The 20,735-nt window shown below is 62.5% G+C and carries 18 protein-coding genes and 1 tRNA gene; 9 read left to right on the top strand and 10 right to left on the bottom strand.

Translation table 11 applies throughout. The features are described from left to right. Positions 1-12: 12 nt before the first annotated feature. From R4P65_RS16910 to R4P65_RS16920, 3 genes are read right to left on the bottom strand one after another with little or no spacing between them, the layout of a single operon-like run. Positions 13-744 carry a hypothetical protein gene (locus R4P65_RS16910; RefSeq protein WP_317827367.1) on the bottom strand — a complete coding sequence of 244 codons (732 nt, stop codon included), beginning with the start codon at positions 742-744 and terminating at the stop codon, positions 13-15. Then, a complete protein-coding gene (locus R4P65_RS16915) occupies positions 741-2,258 on the bottom strand; it encodes a carotenoid oxygenase family protein (protein ID WP_317827368.1) in 1,518 nt (505 codons plus the stop codon). The genes R4P65_RS16910 and R4P65_RS16915 overlap by 4 nt, the downstream gene beginning before the upstream one ends. A 42-nt stretch (positions 2,259-2,300) precedes the next feature. Beyond that, on the bottom strand, positions 2,301-3,533 hold the full coding sequence (locus tag R4P65_RS16920; protein WP_317827369.1) for an acetyl-CoA acetyltransferase: 1,233 nt from the start codon (positions 3,531-3,533) through the stop codon (positions 2,301-2,303). Between the two features lie 123 nt (positions 3,534-3,656). Here R4P65_RS16920 and R4P65_RS16925 point away from each other — a divergent pair, with 123 nt between their 5' ends. The 5 genes from R4P65_RS16925 (at position 3,657) to R4P65_RS16945 (ending at position 8,552) form a co-directional block, all read left to right on the top strand. Further along, complete coding sequence (locus R4P65_RS16925) at positions 3,657-4,868, top strand: acetyl-CoA C-acyltransferase (RefSeq protein ID WP_317827370.1); 1,212 nt, start codon at positions 3,657-3,659, stop codon at positions 4,866-4,868. Then, complete coding sequence (locus R4P65_RS16930; protein ID WP_230814413.1) at positions 4,865-5,788, top strand: SDR family NAD(P)-dependent oxidoreductase; 924 nt, start codon at positions 4,865-4,867, stop codon at positions 5,786-5,788. Before R4P65_RS16925 ends, R4P65_RS16930 begins: the two co-directional genes overlap by 4 nt. Continuing rightward, positions 5,785-6,609: a DUF1295 domain-containing protein gene (locus R4P65_RS16935; protein WP_230814414.1), complete on the top strand. Its 825-nt coding sequence runs from the start codon at positions 5,785-5,787 to the stop codon at positions 6,607-6,609. Before R4P65_RS16930 ends, R4P65_RS16935 begins: the two co-directional genes overlap by 4 nt. After that, positions 6,606-7,472 carry an acyl-CoA thioesterase gene (locus tag R4P65_RS16940; protein WP_317827371.1) on the top strand — a complete coding sequence of 289 codons (867 nt, stop codon included), beginning with the start codon at positions 6,606-6,608 and terminating at the stop codon, positions 7,470-7,472. Before R4P65_RS16935 ends, R4P65_RS16940 begins: the two co-directional genes overlap by 4 nt. An 81-nt stretch (positions 7,473-7,553) precedes the next feature. Next, positions 7,554-8,552: a helix-turn-helix domain-containing protein gene (locus tag R4P65_RS16945; RefSeq protein WP_317827372.1), complete on the top strand. Its 999-nt coding sequence runs from the start codon at positions 7,554-7,556 to the stop codon at positions 8,550-8,552. 9 nt (positions 8,553-8,561) lie between these two features. Here the strand turns inward: R4P65_RS16945 and R4P65_RS16950 are convergent, their stop codons facing one another. Then, a complete protein-coding gene (locus R4P65_RS16950; protein WP_317827373.1) occupies positions 8,562-9,941 on the bottom strand; it encodes an LLM class flavin-dependent oxidoreductase in 1,380 nt (459 codons plus the stop codon). A gap of 243 nt (positions 9,942-10,184) precedes the next feature. Here R4P65_RS16950 and R4P65_RS16955 point away from each other — a divergent pair. Further along, positions 10,185-10,260 (top strand) — tRNA-Arg (locus tag R4P65_RS16955). Positions 10,261-10,309: 49 nt separating this feature from the next. Then, positions 10,310-11,272 (top strand): formylglycine-generating enzyme family protein, encoded by a 963-nt coding sequence (locus R4P65_RS16960; protein ID WP_317827374.1) that lies wholly within the window; start codon positions 10,310-10,312, stop codon positions 11,270-11,272. A gap of 1 nt (position 11,273) precedes the next feature. On the opposite strand, the gene R4P65_RS16965 is transcribed toward R4P65_RS16960, so the two are convergent. Both R4P65_RS16965 and R4P65_RS16970 read right to left on the bottom strand, forming a co-directional pair. Then, positions 11,274-12,191: a TauD/TfdA dioxygenase family protein gene (locus R4P65_RS16965; RefSeq protein WP_230814427.1), complete on the bottom strand. Its 918-nt coding sequence runs from the start codon at positions 12,189-12,191 to the stop codon at positions 11,274-11,276. Beyond that, a complete protein-coding gene (locus R4P65_RS16970) occupies positions 12,178-12,882 on the bottom strand; it encodes a TetR/AcrR family transcriptional regulator (RefSeq protein ID WP_230814428.1) in 705 nt (234 codons plus the stop codon). Before R4P65_RS16970 ends, R4P65_RS16965 begins: the two co-directional genes overlap by 14 nt. A gap of 205 nt (positions 12,883-13,087) precedes the next feature. Between R4P65_RS16970 and R4P65_RS16975 the strand changes: the two genes are divergently transcribed. Next, a complete protein-coding gene (locus R4P65_RS16975) occupies positions 13,088-15,424 on the top strand; it encodes an arylsulfatase (protein WP_317827375.1) in 2,337 nt (778 codons plus the stop codon). Between the two features lie 73 nt (positions 15,425-15,497). On the opposite strand, the gene R4P65_RS16980 is transcribed toward R4P65_RS16975, so the two are convergent. From R4P65_RS16980 to R4P65_RS16995, 4 genes are all read right to left on the bottom strand, one after another. Next, the gene (locus R4P65_RS16980) at positions 15,498-17,000 is read right to left on the bottom strand and encodes a DUF4173 domain-containing protein (RefSeq protein ID WP_308251480.1); all 1,503 of its coding nucleotides are present in this window, start codon (positions 16,998-17,000) and stop codon (positions 15,498-15,500) included. A gap of 108 nt (positions 17,001-17,108) precedes the next feature. Continuing rightward, positions 17,109-18,104, bottom strand: coding sequence for a HAMP domain-containing sensor histidine kinase (locus tag R4P65_RS16985; RefSeq protein WP_317827376.1), 996 nt, complete (start codon positions 18,102-18,104; stop codon positions 17,109-17,111). Then, complete coding sequence (locus tag R4P65_RS16990) at positions 18,101-18,787, bottom strand: response regulator transcription factor (protein WP_317827377.1); 687 nt, start codon at positions 18,785-18,787, stop codon at positions 18,101-18,103. The genes R4P65_RS16985 and R4P65_RS16990 overlap by 4 nt, the downstream gene beginning before the upstream one ends. A 65-nt stretch (positions 18,788-18,852) precedes the next feature. After that, positions 18,853-19,386 (bottom strand): NlpC/P60 family protein, encoded by a 534-nt coding sequence (locus R4P65_RS16995; protein ID WP_317827378.1) that lies wholly within the window; start codon positions 19,384-19,386, stop codon positions 18,853-18,855. Positions 19,387-19,636: 250 nt separating this feature from the next. On the opposite strand from R4P65_RS16995, the gene R4P65_RS17000 reads away from it, so the two are divergent. Continuing rightward, positions 19,637-20,731, top strand: a complete 1,095-nt coding sequence (locus tag R4P65_RS17000; protein WP_317827379.1) for a serine hydrolase domain-containing protein — start codon at positions 19,637-19,639, stop codon at positions 20,729-20,731. Positions 20,732-20,735 lie beyond the last annotated feature (4 nt).

Consider the following 20,735-nt stretch of genomic DNA (forward strand, 5'->3'; position numbering starts at 1 on the left):
GTGAGGCAAGCTTCAGCGTGGGTGAATCCGGAACTCGACGCCGCCGAGACTCAGACCGGGCTCGACGGCAGAGGCGCCGCTCGACGCCGCCAGATCGATTGCACTGAGCATCGACCGCTCCCCCGGAACGAACGACACGACGCGCGATCCCAGCGTGATCGAGAGTGTTTGCCTCGAAGCCGATTTCTTTCCGAACACTTCGGCCCAGAGCGTCGCCGTCTTGGCCGGAGCGGGAGAGGACACGTCGACCCCGAGGATGTCGTCGACCCATGGATCGACCGAAACCTCCTTCTCCGTCTCGTCCCAGAACCACTCGTCGGCGTCGGGAATCTCGTCGAGTTCTACGAGCAGGCCGAGATCACCGGGATGGAGCTGGACGATCCGGTGCCCGTAGGCCTCGAGATCGGCCACCGTCCGAACACCGACCGCGGCTGCACGTTCCAGATAGGGCGCGATATTCGATACCTGGATCGAGAGTGCATAACCGCCCTCCCCTCCGCCCTTTCGGATCCATCTCGCCAACGAGACAGTCTCGTCGAGCGGTGCGACGATCTCCAGAAAGGCTTGCGGCCCGACGGCAAGGGTCTCGTCGGCCAAACCGATGTCTTCGAGCAGTGGATCCGCGAATCCTGGTGCCAGATTCAACGCTTCACGTAATTGCCGGCCGGTCTTGTCCAGATCTCGTGCACCGATCACCACCTGCCGCAAGATCTCCCACGTGCCCGTGCCGGGCGCGTCCGTCACAGTCCGACCGCTTCGGCGGCGGTGTCGGCGGTCTGCCAGCGACGAAGCTCGGCCCCCGGAGCCCACGTCGAATGGGTACCACTCGAAATCCGTTCGGGGAGGCGAAGTTTGCACAGTGGACCATCTCCGACGCGGGCGGCGTCGAAGATCAGACAGAAGGACGCATCCTCGTTCATGTCAGTGGTCAACGTGATGAGATAACCGTCGTCTTCCGCGGTACCGCCCACACGTGGCGCCATCGACGTCTCGCTGCCGTACACACCGTCGCCGAAGGAGAATCGCTCCTCGTTCCCCGTCAGCAGGTCATGTTTGACCAAGCCGTCGAACAGGAACCACGACGGTTTACCCGAAGCCGCATATGCGTATCGGTACTTCTCCCCCGCGAAATTCCCGTTCATCATGCCGAATTCGGTGATCGAGTCACTGAGCTGCTCTTCACGCGTGGCTCCGGTGACCAGGTTCAAACGCCAGCGGTGCAGTCGGGTCTGCATACGATCGAGAGCGAGGAAGCGGAAGGCGCGTTCCCACTGATTGCCCATCCCGTTGTCCGACGGCTCCGGATCGCCCTGGTAGAAACCGTCCAGAACGATTTCGTCCCCCTCTTCGTAGGCGTTCACGAAGTGCAGGACATACGTCGGATCCGCCTCGAACCACTTGATGTCAGCGGTGTTTCCGCGGCGTGGGATGACTCCGAGACGGAGCGGGATTTCGGGATGGAAATTCGCGACGTGCGCGCCCTTCTGGAGCAGAACCGGATCCCAGAACAACGGGCAGTCGTTGAGGATCGCGTAGTTCTCCGTGAAGGCCATGTCGTGTGGCAACCGCGGACCGGGAAGTGGGACATCGACGTAGTGGACCAACTCGTTGGCCGAGTCCACGACGCCGTAGTGCATGTACGGGGCTTCCTTGCTGTAGTTGAAGAACAGCATTTCTCCGGTCTTGTCGTCCACCTTCGGATGCGCGGACACGCCCCATTCGAAGGGGAACTTGCCGTTCCAGCTTTCCTTTCCGAGTGTCTCCGCCGACATCGGATCGAGCCGATACAGATCCCCACACTGGTAGAAGCTGGTGAGAGCAGTCCCCCGGTGAACGACGACGTCAGTGCTGGACGCGTCCTTCATCCGGGTGCGCGCACCCTTGCCGCCCTCGGGGCGACTGAGTTTGGGAGACTCCGCGAGCCCGGCCCACAAGGCGCCGCCGGCGTCCTGCTCGGCCGCCAATCCGTCCGTACGTACGAATCGGTTGCGGTAGAACGACTCTCCGTCGCGGAAGCCCACGATGTGAATCATGCCGTCACCGTCGAAGGGGTGATACGCCTTCATCGAGGGATGAAGCGGATTCTCGGTATTTCGCAGGTAGACACCGTCGAGGTCTTTCGGAACCTCACCGAACACAACTTCGAGGTTGTCCGCTTGGAACTCGGTGGTCTGCGGTTGCCACGGACCGGTGCGATACGGGTGATCGTCATCGGCGGGAAGGGTGGACAACAACTTGCCTACGATTTCGACGTCCATGGAATTCTCTTTTCGACTGATGGGGAAAGACTGGGCTGCAATTCAGGAAACGGCGTCGACGACAAAACTGACGGTGGTGGCCGTACTTCCGCCGAAGTTGAGCGTCGCAAAGCGGTTTGCGCCCTCGACTTGGAAGCCGCCGGCCGTTCCTGTCACCTGATGGGCCGCATCGAGAAGCATGCGGACACCGCTGGCGCCCACCGGATGACCGCCGCCGATCAGACCACCGCTCGGGTTGATCGGTAGCTTGCCGCCCATGGCGATGTCTCCACTCTCGATGGCTTTCCAGGACTCGCCAGGCGCCGTCAGACCGATGTGGTCGATCGCGAGATATTCGCTCGCGGTGAAACAATCATGTGTTTCGATCCCGTCTATCCCGGCCAGATCGACTCCGGCCCGAGAGAAGGCGTCCATCACCGCATCCCGAACGTGTGGCATCACGTAGGGATTCTCCGCGTCACGCGCCAGTTTCTGATCGAGGCCCAAACCGACGGTGCGGTGGCCCCAGCCCGCGATCTGAGCCAGAGGAGTCGCCGCGGCGCCAGGATGCTCACGAAGGTACTTGTCCGTCACCAGCACCACCCCGGCACCACCGTCGGTCACCTGACTGCAATCGAATCGTCGAACACTACCTTCCACAACAGGATTGGTAGTGTCGTCACCACCCGCATTTCCGAGCAGATCGGGCACCGACCAACCGCGTGTCTGTGCGTTGGGGTTGTTCTTCGCGTTCGCGAAATTGATCTGCGAGATCGCGCGCAGGTGAGATTCGTCGATCCCGTAACGGCGCCCGTATTCCTTCGACACACGATCGAACATGTACGGCCACATGAATTTTGCTTCCCGACCTTCGTGTCCGACCCAGGCTGCGGCACCAAGATGACCCGCTGCGTCGTCACCCGGAACTGTCTTCTCCAGTTCGATACCCATCACCAGAGCGGCGTCGTAGTTCCCGGCACGCAGGTCTGCCATTGCGGCGAGTACCGCGATACTGCCCGATGCGCATGCCGCCTCGTGTCTGGACGAGGGCACACCCCAGAGTTCCGGATGGACGGTGGCAGGCATCGCACCCAGCTGACCTTGGCCGGCAAACAACTGGCCGAAGGCATTACCGACGTGAATCACCTCGATGTCGGTCGCAGGAACCTTCGCCGCGGCCAGCGTGCGGTTCACCACCTCTTCGGCAAGGTTCGCGAAATCGAGTTCCTCACGGGTGAAGTTTCGTGCGAAGTCGGATTGGTACCCGCCGAGAATCCAAATGTTCGAAACAGTCATGACCTCTCCCCTTGCCGATCCGGCCCCGGTGACGTCACCGAGATACCCGTGTATCGGCGGTTGTAATTTCATCGCAACCGTACTACAACTAGCAGAGTAACTCTACTAATTGAAGGGTTGAAAATGACTGATGCTTTTGTCCTCGACTACGTGCGCACGCCGCGCGGTCGAGCATCGGCGCGAGGCGCCCTCCACGAACACAGCCCCGTGGATCTTGTCGTCCACCTGGCCAAGGCTCTGCAGGGTCGAACAAACCTCTCCGCAGACCAGATCGACGACGTAGTTCTCGGTTGCGCATCACAGGTGGACGAGCAGGGCGCGAACATCGCGAGAACTGCCGCACTCCTGGCAGGTTGGGGCGACTCCGTTCCCGGCGCGACTCTCAATCGATTCTGCGCATCCGGTGTCGACGCAGTCGGCCAGAGCGCAGCCCGCATCCGAAGTGACGACGTTTCCCTCGTCGTGGCAGGCGGTGTCGAAAGCGTCTCCCGCACCCCGATGTTCAGTGATCGCGGACCACTGTGGACCGACCCGGCGACTATCGCGCAGATCGGCTCCATCCATATGGGTGTTGCCGCCGACTTGAATGCCACGATCGAGGGGTACTCCCGCGACGAGTTGGATGCCTACGGCGTCGAAACCCAGCACAAGGCTGCCGAAGCGTGGCGCAACGGGGCGTTCGAGCGGTCGGTTGTGCCTGTTCCCGGAAAAAACGGCGAGGCGGGAATCGCACACGACGAACTGGTCAGGGCAGACACGAGCGCAGAGGGACTCGCAGCACTTCCGGCCGCATTCGAAGGACTCGGCGCCGGAGGTCAGGACGCTCTCGCGCTCGCCGCCTACCCAGAGGTCGGAAAGATCGAGCACCTGCACACCGTCGGATCCTCGCCCGCCATGGCCGACGGAGCGGCACTCCTACTCCTCGGGTCCGAGAAAGCAGCTGCCCGAGCCGGTTTGACACCTCGCGCACGGATCATCGGGTCCGCGTCGACATCGGTGAATCCGGTTCTCATGCTCACGGCAGGTCAGAGCGCCGTGGAGGCCGTCATCGCGCGAGCCGGACTGCGTCCGCAGGACATCGACGTGTTCGAGTTCGCGGAAGCCTTCTCCGCGCTCTGCCTACGGTTCCGTCGGGATCTCGACGCCGGGCCGGACCGGATGAACCCCAACGGCGGAACGATGGCGATGGGCCATGCATTCGGCGCTACCGGAGCAATTCTTGTGGGCGCGTGCGTCGACGAACTGGTTCGAAGCGACGGGCGATACGGCGTGGCCGCGGTCAGTGGCGCTGCAGGCGTCGGAGTTGCCGTGCTCGTCGAACGGATCGCCTCATGACCGCCAGTGGACTCTCCGGTCGCGTTGCCGTCGTCACCGGAGGTGGTAAGGGCCTCGGCCGTGCCGTCGCGCTGCATCTGGCAAGCCGAGGCGTCACGGTGATCGTCAACAATCGAAATCGCACACTCGATTCGAGCGACCGAGGCCCCGCAGATCAGGTTGTCGACGAAATCCTCGAAGCCGGCGGACAGGCCGTTGCCAACCATGACGACGTCACCGACCCCGAAGTCGGTCGAAAGTTGGTGGACGACGCTCTCACTCGGTTCGGACGACTCGATTTCTGCATCACCAGCGCCGCGGTCAGCGGTCCGCAGATGCTCCACCGCACCACTGCCGAGAACCTCAGTACCGTCATCACGACGAACGTCGTCGGGACCGCACTGGTTGCAGCCGAAGCTTCCCGCGTGATGCGCGAAGCCGGGTTCGGACGCATCGTGATGATTGCCTCGACCGCAGGACTGCACGGTGAGCCCACCGTATCTGCTTATGCCGCAAGCAAGGGAGCCGTGATCGCCCTGGGCCGCACCGCAGCGGCAGAAGGTGCGAACCGCAACGTCTTCACCAATGTCCTTCTTCCCTATGCCACTACGCAGATGACCGAATCCGGAATGAACCCCGAATTCGTCGACATCATGGGAGCCGACTTGGTCGCACCGGTAGTCACCGCCCTTGTCGATCCCGAGTCCGCTACCAACGGTCAGGTGATCGTCACGGCAGGGAACGGCGTGCGTTCGGCCGACGCCGTCGAGGGATCGACCGAATTCTTACCTACCACCACCGAACTCGATGCCACGGCGCTCGATGCACTGCTCGTAGCCAGTCGACTCGGCACACCTCACACCTATCCGAGCGCACAGGAAGCCTTCGCGGACTTCGCTTCCGAACTGCTCGACCACCACAATCGGAAGGCGCACGCGTGACCGACATCCCACTGGGCGATCTAGCACTGAACTTCGGAGTGAGTGCACTCGCCGTACTCGTCTTCATCGCTGCAGTGATGGCCGTCGCCATCCGCATGAACAATCACTCGATCATCGATATCTGTTGGGGGCCAGGCTTCGCCGTCGTCGCCGTCGTCTCGTACCTGACGTCCATCGGATCGGAAGGAAACGATCTGCGTCGCCTCGTTGTCCTTGCACTGACCGTGGTGTGGGGGATGCGACTGGGGTTGTACATCGGCTTCCGAAACCGGGGGCACGGACAGGACAAGCGGTACACTGCCCTACTCAAACATCAACAGGGACCGTTGGTTCCGTTCCTGATTCGGAAGATCTACGGACTCCAGGGCGTCCTCATTCTCGTGGTGTCGCTGCCCGTCCAGTTCGCGATGTACGAGTTTCGTGCCCTCGGCGTCGTCGGCGCGATCGGTATCGCCATCTGGGCCATCGGCTTCGCCTTCGAATCGGTTGGCGATTACCAACTTTCCCGCTTCAAGGCTGATCCTGCCAATACCGGAAAGGTGATGGATCGTGGATTGTGGGCCTGGACTCGGCACCCCAACTACTTCGGCGATGCGTGCGTCTGGGTCGGACTGTTCATCCTCGCACTCGGTGATCCACTGGCGCTGATCACGATCATCTCGCCGATCGTGATGATCAAACTGCTGGTGAGCTACAGCGGTAAGGCGTTGCTCGAACGTGGCATGCGCAAGAGCAAGGGACAGGCTTACGACGACTACGTCGCCCGGACCAGCGGATTCTTTCCCCGTCCACCCCGCCCGGCACGAAACCACGCGTCGTGACCGCCCCCACTAGTGGCCTCGCCGACGTCTTCGACCTGGAATCGACCGGCCCGGACCGGTGGCAAGGGTCGAACGACGGTGTTCGACTTCCTCAGTTGTTCGGCGGCCAACTGGTCGCCCAGTCGATTCTCGCAGCCGGACACACGGTGACCGACGGCAAAGCGATCAGTTCCGTCCACACGCACTTCCTGCGCCCCGGGTCGACGAATTGCGCGACCGAGTTCTCGGTAGATCGTCTTCGCGACGGAAAGCGCCTGTCCACCAGAGTCGTCGACGTCCACCAGGGCGGACGACTCGTCTGCCGTTCGACGGTCTCGTCCTCCTCGATCGACGAGGGCATCACTCACAGTCGTGCCGTCCCCGCAGCACTCCCGCCCGAAGAGTGCGTGACGTTGCAAGAGTTGGCCGAGGCGGACGGTGGACTAGGAGAAGTGTGGGAGGAGTTCTCCGCCATCGAGATTCGTGTGTCACCACTCGATTCGCAGTCCCCCACGACACATTCGGCGGCGCCTCCGCGCAACATCTGGATGCGTTCGGCGCAGCGACTGAGCGAAGATCCACTGATTCACGTGGCTGCTCTCGCCTATGCCAGTGATCTGATGCTGATGGCAACCGCACTGACTCCGCACGGCTACGACATCGGGCAGGAGCACTCGCTCGACACGGACTGGACTGGTGTGTCCCTCGATCACACGATGTGGTTTCAACGCCCTGTGCGGGCGGACGAGTGGCTCCTCTTCGAGCACTCGACCCCCACAGCTCACGCCGGCAGAGCAGTCGTGAATGCGGCGGTCTTCGATCGATCCGGACTCCAGATCTGCCAGATCACTCAGGAAGCGTTACTCATTGCCCGTACCGAGTGATTCCCGACTCTTTCTGCAGACCACTCGGTACGCTCTCGCGGTGCCGCTGGGTTCGCGGCCTATGATTTCGGGGTGGTACGAGTGAATGCAACCGACTCTTCGACACCCACGGCGTCGGTGGGCGTCACCGAGTTGCCCGCAGGCGGACCCAACGCACTGGCCGTCACGCTCGGGTTGTTGGGGGACGAGTGGAACCTCTGGATTCTGCGGTTCGCCTTGTTGGGGTCGCGGCGCTACAACGACTGGCTGGCACTGGGGGGAATCTCCAACTCCGTGTTGTCCGCACGGTTGGCAATCTTGACGTCCGGCGGAATGCTCGAGCGTCGTGAGTATCAGCAGAACCCGCCCAGGCACGAATACTCGGTCACCCGCAAAGGGCAGTCGATCTGGCCCGTCCTCATCACCATGTGGTCGTGGGAGAAGCAGTGGGCGCCCAATGAAACCGCGCCGCTACCACCACTGCGGCACAGCACCTGCGGAAACGACTTCACCCCGATCCTGCGCTGCAAGGAGTGCGGCGAGGACGTGGACGTACGGTCTCTGGACTCCGAAATGGGCCCGAGTGGCGACTTCTCACGCAGTGTCCCCGAAGCAACATCGCGGCGACGCTCCACCAAATCCGAACGCCGACCGGAAATTCTGGCTCACACGATGGAACTCGTCGGCAATCGCTGGTCAGCGGCGATCATCGGTGCAGCTTTCCGAGGCGCTCGCCGCTACGGAGAGTTCGCCGAGATCACCGGGGCACCACCGGCGATAGTCGCCGATCGCTTGAAGCACCTCACCGAGATCGGTGTGATGGAAACGCGGCCGCTTCCGGATCGCCCACAGTGGTCTGAGTATCGACTCACCGCCAAGGGCACGGCGTATTTCCCCGTAGTGATGTGCATGATCGCCTGGGGCCAGCGTTGGTTCAGATCCGCGGACGGCCCCGACATCGTTCTCCATCACAAGGCCTGCGGTAAGCGATTCGAAGCACGCTTGGCTTGCAGTGTGTGTGGTGAGGAATTGAGGTCTTCGGACATCGAGGCGATCGACCTCACCACCTCGGTTCACGTACCCGGGTCAGGCTGGTCCTGAGGTCCTCGCTCAGCCGGTAGTGCGGATCCGGTCGAAGCTCCGGCCTCGGTGTTCGAGCGGCAACCTGTCCCCTCGCCCGAACAGTTTGTTGCGCAGCGTCCCTGCGTCGTAGTCGCTCTGGTAAGCGCCCCGTTTGGTCAGCTCCGGAATGACATGCTCCACAATGTCTTCGAAGGTCCCGGGCGTCACCGCGTACGCGAGATTGAAACCGTCGACGTCGGTCTCGGCAATCCACTCCTGCAACTCGTCGGCGACCTCCGCGCCGGAACCGACAACGATCGGGCCCAGTCCTCCGATGCCCGCCCACTCCGCGATGTCTCCCACCGTCCACTCGCCACCCTTCTCGTCGGCCTGACGAAACGATGCGACCGCGGATTGAATGGCGTTGCTCTCGACGTTCCCGATCGGCTCGTCCGCTCGGTATCCGGAGAGGTCGATTCCCATCCACCCCGAGGTGAAAACGAGCGCGCCTTCACTACTGGCGTAACTGCGGTAGTCCTCGAGCTTCGCCCGCGCCAACTCCGGGGTTCGGTCGGTGATGATCGTCAACAGTGTGTAGATGCGGGCCGAGTACGGATCGCGTCCGACCTTGGCCAGCTCGTTTCGGATGCGGGCAACGGTGTCTTTGAGAATCGCCTTTGTCGGTGCACCGACAAAGATCGCCTCGGCATTCTCGGCGGCGAACCGAACCCCGCGAGGCGACGCGCCGGCCTGGAAGATGACCGGCGTCCGCTGCGGAGAAGGTTCGGAGATGTGGATACCCGGAACCGTGAAGTGCTTGCCTTCATGCTCGATCGGATGAACTTTGGCGGGGTCCGTGTAGACCCCGGTGCTACTGTCACGCACCACCGCGTCGTCTTCCCACGACGTTTCCCACAACTTGTAGAGAACTTCGAGGTACTCGTCCGCGTAGTCGTAGCGATCGTCGTGCTGGAGTTGGTCGTCCTCGCCCATGTTCCGTGCGGCCGACGGGAGGTATCCAGTGACCACGTTCCACCCGATTCGCCCGTTCGTCAGGTGATCGAGGGTGCTCAAGCGTCGAGCGAACGGGTAGGGATGCTCGAAAGCTGTACCTGCGGTGATACCGAAGCCCAAGTGCTCGGTCACGGCAGCCATCGCCGACGCCAGCAGTAGTGGGTCAGAGACCGGTACCTGCGCGCCCTGCCGCAACGCTGCGTCGTGGTTCCCGCCGTAGACGTCGTACGTTCCCAAGACATCGGCCAGGAAGAGTCCGTCGAATCGTCCACGCTCGAGAAGTTTCGCCAATTCCGTCCAGTACCTCAGATCCGTGTACCTGGACGACTGGTCCTCGGGGTGGCGCCAAAGACCTGGCGATTGGTGGGCGACGCAGTTCATGGCAAAGGCGTTGAAGCGGATTCTGCGGGTCATTCCCGCACCATGCCGCGCCTACTCCGCGGTGACCACCATTGCGATCAGTGCGATCGGTTCGGCCGGCAGCTTGCACGCGATAACACCGTCGACTTCGCCACCGCGTCGGCGGGCCGCTACACTGACTAGCGCAGCTGTGACGCCTGAGGCTTCGTGCCGACAGGCCTAGCGGAGGCAACAGCAGCATCGAGAAGCGAAAACCCCGGCAGCACAGGGTTTTCAGCGCTTGTCGGTGCGCTCCCCGCCCTCGTAGCTCAGGGGATAGAGCATTCCTCTCCTAAAGGAAGGGTCGCAGGTTCGAATCCTGCCGAGGGCACCAGGTGGGACTCTCCCCACATCGGTGCGACCAACGTGCCATTCTTGAATTCATGACGACGCCTCACTCCACGGCTACTCCCCCGAAGAACATGTCTTTGATCCCGGGTGGGACGTACTGGATGGGCTCCGAAGACTTCTATCCGGAAGAACGCCCAGTTCATCAGGTCACAGTCGACGAATTCTGGATGGACACGACGGCGGTGACGGTCGCCGAGTTCCGTCGCTTCGTGAAGGCAACCGGCCACGTCACCACTGCCGAAATCGCTCCGGATGCCGCCGACTATCCCGACGCCGACCCCGCCCTCCTCGTTCCGGGATCGTTGGTCTTCACTTCACCACCCGGTCCGGTCTCCCTCGACGACTACACCCAGTGGTGGTCGTTCACTCCCGGCGCCGACTGGCGCCATCCCGAGGGAGCCGACAGCAACATCGGGGGACGTGAACGGCACCCGGTCACCCACGTGTCGTATTTCGACGCCCAGGCCTACGCCGCGTGGGCCGGCAAGGAACTCCCGACGGAGGCCGAGTGGGAGTTCGCCGCCCGCGGCGGACTCGATCGCCAGGCCTACGTGTGGGGCGATCACGACGCTCCGGGCGGGCGGCCTGGTGGCAATGTGTGGCAGGGACAGTTCCCCTGGGAGAACCTGCTCGAGGACGGGTACGAGCGCACCGCGCCAGTCGGAAAGTTCCGGCCCAACGGCTACGGACTGCTCGACATGGCCGGAAACGTGTGGGAATGGACGGCCGATCACTACACGTCCGATCACGCCCACAGTTCGAAGAATGTCGCCCCTGCCTCTTCGTGCTGCATTCCGCACAATCCACGCGCGGAATTCGCCACGAAAGCCTTGGCGGGCGAACCTTACGCGCGACGGGTGATCAAGGGCGGCTCACATCTGTGTGCACCGAACTATTGCTTGCGCTACCGCCCTGCCGCGCGGCAGGGCGAATCCGAGGAGTCCTCGACCTGCCACGTCGGCTTCCGGTGCATCATCCGCATTCCGCAGAGGTAAATCAGAAGGGCACGTCTCCGAGGATTGCTACCCGCTCCATCACGCGGCGATGAGGAAAATAGTCGCTCGCAGCGTAGTGCTGGGTAGCCCGGTTGTCCCAGAAGGCAATGGAATTCGGCGCCCATTTGAAGCGGCACTGAAAGTCCGGGACCTTGACCTGTGCGAACAACAGGTTGAGCAGATCGTTACCTTCGGCAGGATCCATATCCGGAATGTGGGTGGTGAAGAGGCTGTTGACGAACAGCGTCTTACGCCCGGTTTCCGGATGCTTACGGACCATCGGATGCAGAACCGGTGGGTACTGCTCCTTCATCTGCTCCAACTTCTCCGGACTCATGCCGCGTCCGAAGGACGGCACAAAATCGTGGATGGCGTCCTTGCCGTCGATCAATTCCTTGATCTCGTCCGGGAGGCAGTCGAAAGCATTTCCCATATCCGCCCACAAGGTGTCGCCGCCGGCCGGCGGCACGTCGATCGCCCGAAGGACCGAACCGAGCGGCGGTGTCTTTGTCCAGGTGACGTCGACGTGCCAGATGTTCTCGGTGCCTGGACTGTCCTCTCCGCGTTCGAATCTGACGACGGCCGGGACCTCTCCCTGCGGGAGAAGTGGATGAATCTCGAGTTCACCCCAATGGGCGGCGAAGTCACGATGATTCAGACTCGAAATCGGCTGGTCGCGGAAGAAGACCACTTTCCATTCGAGTAGGGCCCGACGTAGATCCTCGATCTGATCCTCCGACGGATCGCGTAAGTCGATATCGCTGATCTCGGCACCGATGAACGGTGTGACGGGTGTCAGAGTGAACCGCTCGTACGGGTTCGATTCAACGCCTTCCGGATTTCGCCGCATTCCGCGTGGTCCGAATTCGATTGTGTGATTACCGATTCGAACTGTGCGCGATGATTTAAGGGTAGCCATCAAATGACTCCGTCCTGTCGTGTCCTGAAGGGTCACACGTCAGTCGACGCGTGCACCCGCTTTGCTCGTGTGTGCTTTGGGGTGCAGTCAGGGCTCCCACCGCGAGATCAACCAGATGGTCCACCGTCGTATCGAAATCTGTCTGCAAAACCAGGTTTTCGTCTTCGCGGCGCTGCTCGAAGATGGCCAGAGCGGAGACGCTCATGTTGAACGTCAGATCGATCCGTTCGACCGCGACGCGGCGAGGTAGATGCGGCAACGCCCGCGTCAACCTGATGACAACTTCGTTGATCCCCTCGCTGACCTCGCGGAACTCAGCACTCTGCGTATCCACCGACGGTGAGATTCGGGCAATGAACCTCGCATAGTTGGAACCGTCGACCGTCGCCAGAAAATCTGCCAGCGGGTACAGAAAGGCTTCGACCAATGCGCGGACCAAGTCGGTCCGCCCACTGGCGTCGATGTCGTCGAGATACGTCAGTCGCGCTGCGTTGATCTGATCCATCCGATGCCGGAATACGGCCAGCACCAGACCGTCTCGGCCACCGAAGTGATACTGAACCGCAGAGTTGTTGCGCTGTCCCGCCGCAGTCGCCACATCCCGCATGGACACTTCGTGAATACCGTGTTCGGCGAACATCCGCTCGGCGACGGCGATCATGGCGTTCTTGGCGTCCAGCGAGGCGGGCATGCACCGACCATATAAGTCGCTGTCTTAATTCTGCAAGACCCAACCCCTGTGAGTGGTTAAGGAGTGCAGGGACTCTTTAACTACTCACGGGGGTTATTGTCCCAGTCAGCGAGACCTACGGCGTCAACTGAATCCGGACCGATACGCTCCAAATTAAGACGACTGCTTAATCGACCCGATTTTGCACACGCCAAGGAGCCTGCTGGTGAATCGCCATTCCATCCCGATCATTCCCGAGACGCCGAACGTCGCGGCCGCCGTGTACTACCCCGATCAGAATCCCCCGTACACCCGCCCGGAACCGCTTCGCCCACCCGCCGGTGCGCCGAACGTGCTGCTGATCATGATCGACGACGTCGGATTCGGGGCGCCCTCCGCGTTCGGTGGCCCGTGCCGCACACCCACCGCCGAACGATTGGCCGAGACCGGCGTGAAGTACAGCCGATTCCACACCACCGCTCTGTGCTCACCGACGCGCGCTGCCACGTTGACCGGGCGCAATCACCACAGCGTCGGCATGGGAGTCATCTCCGAAATGGCGAACGCTGCACCGGGATACAACGGGACCCGGCCCGCTTCCGCAGCGACAGTTGCCCGCGTCCTGCAGGGAAACGGCTATGCGACGGGCGCTTTCGGCAAGATGCACCAGACCCCGACTTGGGAGACAACCGCGGCGGGGCCGTTCGATCGATGGCCGATCCGTGAGGGTTTCGACAAGTTCTACGGATTCCTCGGCGCCGAGTCCGACCAGTTCACGCCAGTGCTCTACGAGGACTTCACGCTGGTGGACTTGCCGAAGACACCTCAGGAGGGATACCACCTGTCCGAGGATCTGGTCGACCACGCGATCGAATGGGTCGAGGGTGTCAACACGATGGACCCGGACAAGCCGTGGTTCTGCTATCTCCCCTTCGGTGCTTGCCATGCCCCACTTCAGGTCCCGGACAGCTACCTGGACAAGTACGCCGGCGAATTCGATCACGGATGGGATCGCCAACGCGAGATCACCCTCGAAAAGCAGAAGAAACTGGGCGTCGTCGCTCCTGATACCGAGTTGGCCCCGTGGGCTCCAGGGCTCCCGCACTGGGACGAACTCGACGACGACCAGAAGAAGGTTTCGGCACGTCTGATGGAGTTGTACGCGGCGTTCCTCGAGCACACCGACGACGAGGTCGGCAGGCTCGTCGACCGGTTGCAGGACATGGGTGTCCTCGACAACACCCTGGTGCTCTACATGATGGGTGACAACGGCGCCTCCGCCGAAGGCGGAATGGAGGGCTCGTTCAACTACCTCGCCGGCCTCAACGGTTACAAGAGTGCGACATCCGACGTACTGGCGCGCTACGACGAATTGGGGACCGAAACCAGCTACCCGCACTATCCGGCGTCGTGGGCTCTGGCCCTCGACACCCCGTACCAGTGGGCCAAGCAGGTTGCGTCCCACTACGGTGGTACCCGAAACGGTCTGATCGCCCACTGGCCCAGGGGGATCGACAAGCCAGGCATCAGGGAGCAGTGGCATCACTGTGTCGACATCACGCCGACAATCCTGGAAGCTGCCGGTATTCCGGCACCGACCAGCGTCGACGGGGTCACCCAGAAACCGATGGAGGGCGTGGCGATGAACTACACCTTCGCCGAGCCCGACGCCGAAGAGCGCCACACCACACAGTATTTCGAAATCTTCGGCAACCGCGGAATCTACGATCACGGCTGGACAGCAGTCACGGCGCACCGCGCCCCCTGGCTGATGGCCACTCACGGCCTCGAACTCACACCGATGAGCGAAGATCGTTGGGAGTTGTACGACACCTCGGTCGACTGGTCGCAGGCCCGCGATCTCGCGGACGAGCATCCCGAGATCCTGGCCCGGCTCAAGGAAAAATTCCTCGTCGAGGCCGCCAAGTATCAGGTACTGCCGTTGGACGACAGAACGGTCGGCCGCCACGCCACCGCGGAATCACGACCACCACACCCGATGATTGGCCGCAAGACCCTCACGCTGTACCCACACATGAACGGCCTGGTCGAGAAGGCTGCACCGACGTTCTTCAACCGCTCGTACACGCTGACCGCGAGTCTGGGGAGCGTTGCGGACGGCATGCTGGTCAGCCTCGGTGGTCGGTTCGGCGGATTCGCTTTGTACGTACTCGATTCCGTCCCGGTCTACTGCTACAACTTCAGCGGTGGAGGCCGAACCTACGTTCGCGGGCCGGGTCAGCTGAGTGCCGACGCCAGGGAGGTATCCGTTCACTTCGAGTACGACGGCGGCGGAATCGGCAAGGGCGGAACCGCCACCCTGAGTGTCGACGGCGAGGTTGTCTCCGAGGGCCGGATCGAGAAGACCACGCGGGCGATCTTCAGCATGAACGAACAACTGGACGTCGGCATCAACCGGGGAAGCCCGGTCGCGGAGGAGTTCGCCGAACACGGCACCTTCCGTTACCGCGGCACGTTGCGCAGCGTGACCATCGACTTGCGCTCCACACGCGACGTCGTGCCCGCGGAAGAACGGGAGAAAATCTCACTCGCCGTGCATTGATCGACCCGGCGATGCTGGCGGATTGTGCAGCCGCGCGCGATATCTGCCGCGCGGCTGCACAATTACCCTGCGTCTATCCGACCGTATACATCTGCAGGCATGGCCCCACCGGGCGAGTCTCCACGATGTCGCGGGCCTTCTCACGCGCCGCGTTGAACTCCCAGGGCGCACTCGTACCTGGCACTCCGAATCGATACCTACTCAACGCGCACGAGCGCTGCGGCTCCGGTAGACGATCCAAGGCAGGCACCGAGTCGACGGAGAGCCCGTGTAGATAGGAGACATCGATGCTCTTACCGCCCTCGAACCGCTCCACGTTCTTCTGCGCGATGTACGCGTCGGGGTTGAACACCGCGAATGCCAGCAGAGCAAGGGCAGAAGTGGCGAGAACAGCTGTGGGCAACCACTTCCCGGACATCCGGATACCTGCGATGAGCAACAACACGAACACGAATCCCAGAAGCAGCTCTGTCGCGAAAACGCTGACGCGCAGCACCGTGAAACCGTACTGATTCTCGTACAACCACATCCGGTGCACGGCTGACGCCACGATCACCAGGCTGAAGAGGCACAGTGCACCCAACAGACCGCGGGCCAGACGCCTCGATCCAGCGTCGCGACGGTCGATGAACCGCACTGCGACGGCGATGACGAGCAGCGTCAGCACGGTTACCGCCATGAGCTGCCAGAAGCCCTCACGCGCGTAGTCCGCATAGGTCAGTCCGTCGGTCACCTGAACGTGCTCGTCTCCCCCGAACAGTGTCTTCGTCTGCACTGCAACAAAACCGAGGAACAGGACGTTGAGCACTCCGAGCGGGACCGCCCATTCCCACATCGGCAACGGCGTCGCCGGCGCAGGCGCAAATGCGTCCACCGTCGGCGTTCTGCGACGCAGATACACCGCAACCAGTGTGCCGAACGCCATCACGACACCGGCGAAGATTCGTGCCACCGGGTTGGACACCGAGATGGCAGGAGCGAAGCCGCCGAAGATCTTCGCGAACTCCGGATCCGCACTCACGAACAAAGATCCGAAGATCAGCAGGAGGACAACCGACACCGCGCTCACGACGACAACCCGCGCCGCCGGCACCCGCGGAGCAGAGCGGGTAGCGAGTTTTCGACGACGAACAAAGTTCACCGTCCGGTGGGGCGCCCGCCAGGGTGCCACCGTTCCCAGGAGTATCCCGGTCCACGTCCGCCCGCCGATCAGAGTCCACGTGAACAGAACCCACGCAGCTACGACGCAGATGAACACCAACCACTCCGCACCGCGAACGGCGGCAACACCCAGCAGTGCGAGCATCCCGATGGCGGCGACCCACTGCGGCACGGTCATCCGCGGAGGCGTCAGAATCCCGAAGACGATCACCACACCGGCACCCACGATCACGTACGCGATACTCGCGAACCCTGGGTCGAGGATCAGGGCCGCAAGCACCCCTACTGCGGCCGCACCGAGGAGCATCGAGCGGGTAGCCATCGACGTGCGATCGGGACGCCAGAACCGGCTGGGACGCTTGGGTTTTACGGCCGGCATCGGCGGTTTCGGTGGAATTACTATCGGAGCGCTCATGTGATCTCCTATGTTTCTGGTTCAATTTTTCAGGTTCGGAAGTACAGACGAATGCCGATGAAGGCATGCGCCATCGCGAGATCTCTCGATCTCGTCAGGGACTTTGATTCAGTTCTGCGGCAGCACTACTCGAATGCAGCATCCCGACGGGGCATCGACGACGGCGATCCTGCCGTCATGTAATTCGACCGCCCACTTCGCGATCGCGAGACCGAGCCCGGTGCCCCCGTCGGTCGATCCGCCGCGGATGAAGCGGTCGAACACTCGCTCTCGTGCTTGTAGTTCGATGCCGGGGCCGTCGTCGTGTACGTCGAGCACCAACTCCCCAGTGCTGCCGGTACGTACTCGGATGGCAACTTTGGTGTCGACGTTCCCGTGCTGAACCGCGTTGTCCACCAGGTTGGTCACCACCTGATGGAGGCGATCCGGATCGGCGACCACAGACAATTGCGGAGGCTTCACGTCTATCTCGATGTCGCCCGCACTCACACTCGACAGCTCGCTTAGGAACGGCTCGACCTCGAAACGGCGGCGCTTCAACGGCATTGCGCCACCCTCCAGTTTCGAGAGATCGAGAAGGTCGGCTACCAGCGCGCCCAGTCGTTCCGTCTGCCGCAGCGCCGATTTCATCATCGCCGGATCCGGTTCTTCGACACCGTCGACGACGTTTTCGAGCATGGCTTGCAAAGCGGTAATGGGCGTGCGTAGTTCGTGGGAGACGTTGCCGATCAGCTCGCGGCGGTACCGGTCGTCAGCCCCGAGGTCCTCGGCCATCCGATTGAACGCATGGGCGAGTTCGCCTACTTCGTCACGAGAAGTCGCTCGCACTCGCCGCGAATAGTCTCCTTGTGCCATGGCCTTCGCCGCTGCTGTCATCTCACGAAGCGGCGAGGTCATTCCGTGTGCGAGGACCTGCGTAACAGCCAGAGCAACAACCAAAGCCGTCAGCAGGGCGAAACGAAACGGTTGTTGCGACGTCAGCCAAAACCCACCGGAGGCGAACAACAGTGCTGCGACAACCAAGAGCCCGACCTTCACCTTGAAGGATCGCATCGGGTCCAACGGCCGCGGCCACCGCGCAAAGACTCTGTCGACGCCGCTCATCGCGGCACGTCCCAGGCGTACCCGACGCCGTGAACGGTCCGGATCACGGAAGGTCCGAGCTTGCGTCGTAGCGCCTTGACGTGGCTGTCGACGGTCCGACTACCCGCTCCCTCGCCCCAGCCCCAGATCTCCTCGAGCAGCGACTCCCGCGGGATCGCGGCTCGCGGCCGTTCCGCCAGATAGGCGATGAGATCGAACTCGGTGCGAGTCAGGTGAACCTCTTGGGCATCACGGCGTACTCGACGCTCGGTCAGGTCGATCACGACGTCGCCGAACTCGAGGAGGTCGGCCACCGGGCGAGCAGCGTGCTCCGCACGATCAGCGCGCCGAAGCAATGCCTGAACACGGGCGACGAGGACACGCATGCTGAACGGCTTGCTCAGATAATCGTCGGCCCCGACACCGAGACCGATCAGCATGTCGGTTTCATCGGCACGGGCGGTCAGCATCAGCACGGGCACCGGGCGCACCGCCTGGATACGGCGGCAGACCTCGAGTCCGTCGAATCCCGGCATCATCACGTCGAGCACCACCAGGTCGGCGTCCATCTCCTCGCAGCGGGCCACCGCACTGGGACCGTCGAACGCCAGCTCGACGTCGTAGCCCTCGGCGCGCAGCCTCGCCGCGATGGACTCGCAGATACTGACCTCGTCGTCGACCACGAGCACTCTTCGCTGACTCATGGAACTGACTGTATTCGGCCGTCGTGGATGAACCTGGGAGGACTTGTGAAGGTTCTGTGCAGGTTCTAGAACCTGCGGATGTTGTTGATCGGCAGATCCGTGAGGGGTGTCAGTCCGGTCGGAACACCAACACCGTAGGCGTTGAACACCATTCCGAACCCAGCGTAGATACCGACGTGCGTCGCTCCGGGATAGAACGTGATGACGTCGCCGGGAGCGAGGGCCCACCGCGGAACCGGCTGTCCGACGTTGGCCTGCTGTTGGCTGGTCCGTGGCAGATTCACCCCGGCCTGCCGAAACGCCCATTGCACCAGCCCGGAGCAGTCCCACGAGTTCGGCCCGACGCCGCCCCACTGGTACGGCTTTCCGGTCTGAGTGCTCGCTGCCGCCAGCGCGATCAGGCCTGCCGGACTCGGGATGGGCAGGGCGGCTGATCCACTGCTGATGCTGCCCGCGCTTCCCAGGCTGCCGGAGCTCCCGCTACTGCCGCCACTGCCGAGGCTTCCCGGATCGGCCGAGGCAGGGGCAGCGGAGAGCAACAGGACACTTCCGGTCAGCAGAGCCGCGACCGTTCCCGTGCGTAGTGTCGACTTCTTCATGCATCCGTCCTTCGTGGGAGTCGTTTCGGCGCGCGGCAGCGCACCTCGATAGCCGTGAACTGGTAAGACACGTGAAAACAAACACTTCGTTCGGATGTTAACGGCGTGGACGTGGCGTTCGGACAGGAATGATTGATCCGATTTGTCGGTTTTCAACAAACAGGCCTTACGTCCCGGCCTGGCGGAAGATCAGGGAATGATGGGGGATTTCCTGGATCCGATCCAGCGACGAGATCCATAGATTCGACTCATGCGCTCATACCTGCTCGTCGCCGCGGTCATCATCGGAGCCACCACGGTGCTGATCGGTTGCTCGACGCTACAGCGCGCAGTGGAGATTCAATCGGATCTCGACGGACTCACCAGGTCGGGTGTCGTCGGGTCGATCGCAACACTCGACGACGGCACCACGACGGCTGTGATGACGAGCGGCGTGCCCAACCGGACCAACGGCGATTCGATCGGCAAGAACGACCGCGTCCGGATCGGAAGTGTGACAAAAACATTCACCGCTTCGCTTGTTCTGCAGTTAGTCGCCGAGGGTACGATCGACCTCGACGCACCGATCGAGCGGTACCTTCCGGGGCAGCTACGCGGGACCGGGATAAACGGCAGCGCAATCACCGTGCGGCAGCTGCTGCAACACCGCAGCGGCCTTCCCGAATTCGCCGGAGAACCCGGAGCCGACGAATGGATTGCCGCAAACGAGAACCGAACGCTGACGCCGTCCGCCGCGGTCGCCATCGCCCTCGGCAAACCGGCGCAATTCGTCCCCGGAACGTCGTTCGTCTACACCAACACCAACTACATCGTTCTCGGAATGCTCGTCGAATCCGTGACCGGCCGCAGCTACGCCGACGAACTTCAGTCTCGGATACTCGATCCGCTGGACCTGGAAGACACGTACCTCCCGCCGGCCGGTGAGCGCGACATCAGGGGCGACCACATGACGGGCTATCAGGATCTCGACGGTGGCCTGACCGATGTTTCCCGCACGGAACCGTCGGTTCCCTGGTCTGCCGGAGCGATGGTCTCGACGGGCGCAGACCTGAATGCCTTCTGGCGTGCACTACTCGACGGGCAGGTGGTGCCGGCCGAGCAGCTTGCCGAGATGACCACCCCTCAGGTCGCCGCCACCGAAGCAGAGGGACTCGGATACGGATTGGGCGTCGGCGCCACCGAACTTCCCTGCGGCGTCACCTATATCGGCCACAGCGGTGGGATCTACGGGTACTACACGCTGTCCGGTGCGACGCCCGATCGTGCGTTCACCGTGACGCTGACATCGACGCCGAAGGACCAGCCGGACACCGTCGCGATACTCTCGCACGCGCTCTGCCCCTGACGCT

Source organism: Rhodococcus sp. IEGM 1318 (assembly GCF_033142465.1).
GTDB lineage: Bacteria > Actinomycetota > Actinomycetes > Mycobacteriales > Mycobacteriaceae > Rhodococcus_F > Rhodococcus_F qingshengii_B.

What these genes read in the sequence shown, in the direction of transcription:
- R4P65_RS16995 (WP_317827378.1), bottom strand. Translation starts at nt 19,386, where the DNA reads ATGAAGAAGTCGACACTACGCACGGGAACGGTCGCGGCTCTGCTGACC.
- R4P65_RS16985 (WP_317827376.1), bottom strand. Translation starts at nt 18,104, where the DNA reads ATGAGCGGCGTCGACAGAGTCTTTGCGCGGTGGCCGCGGCCGTTGGAC.
- R4P65_RS16980 (WP_308251480.1), bottom strand. Translation starts at nt 17,000, where the DNA reads ATGAGCGCTCCGATAGTAATTCCACCGAAACCGCCGATGCCGGCCGTA.
- R4P65_RS16950 (WP_317827373.1), bottom strand. Translation starts at nt 9,941, where the DNA reads ATGACCCGCAGAATCCGCTTCAACGCCTTTGCCATGAACTGCGTCGCC.
- R4P65_RS16920 (WP_317827369.1), bottom strand. Translation starts at nt 3,533, where the DNA reads ATGACTGTTTCGAACATTTGGATTCTCGGCGGGTACCAATCCGACTTC.
- R4P65_RS16915 (WP_317827368.1), bottom strand. Translation starts at nt 2,258, where the DNA reads ATGGACGTCGAAATCGTAGGCAAGTTGTTGTCCACCCTTCCCGCCGAT.
- R4P65_RS16990 (WP_317827377.1), bottom strand. Translation starts at nt 18,787, where the DNA reads ATGAGTCAGCGAAGAGTGCTCGTGGTCGACGACGAGGTCAGTATCTGC.
- R4P65_RS17000 (WP_317827379.1), top strand. Translation starts at nt 19,637, where the DNA reads ATGCGCTCATACCTGCTCGTCGCCGCGGTCATCATCGGAGCCACCACG.
- R4P65_RS16970 (WP_230814428.1), bottom strand. Translation starts at nt 12,882, where the DNA reads ATGCCCGCCTCGCTGGACGCCAAGAACGCCATGATCGCCGTCGCCGAG.
- R4P65_RS16925 (WP_317827370.1), top strand. Translation starts at nt 3,657, where the DNA reads ATGACTGATGCTTTTGTCCTCGACTACGTGCGCACGCCGCGCGGTCGA.
- R4P65_RS16960 (WP_317827374.1), top strand. Translation starts at nt 10,310, where the DNA reads ATGACGACGCCTCACTCCACGGCTACTCCCCCGAAGAACATGTCTTTG.
- R4P65_RS16965 (WP_230814427.1), bottom strand. Translation starts at nt 12,191, where the DNA reads ATGGCTACCCTTAAATCATCGCGCACAGTTCGAATCGGTAATCACACA.
- R4P65_RS16930 (WP_230814413.1), top strand. Translation starts at nt 4,865, where the DNA reads ATGACCGCCAGTGGACTCTCCGGTCGCGTTGCCGTCGTCACCGGAGGT.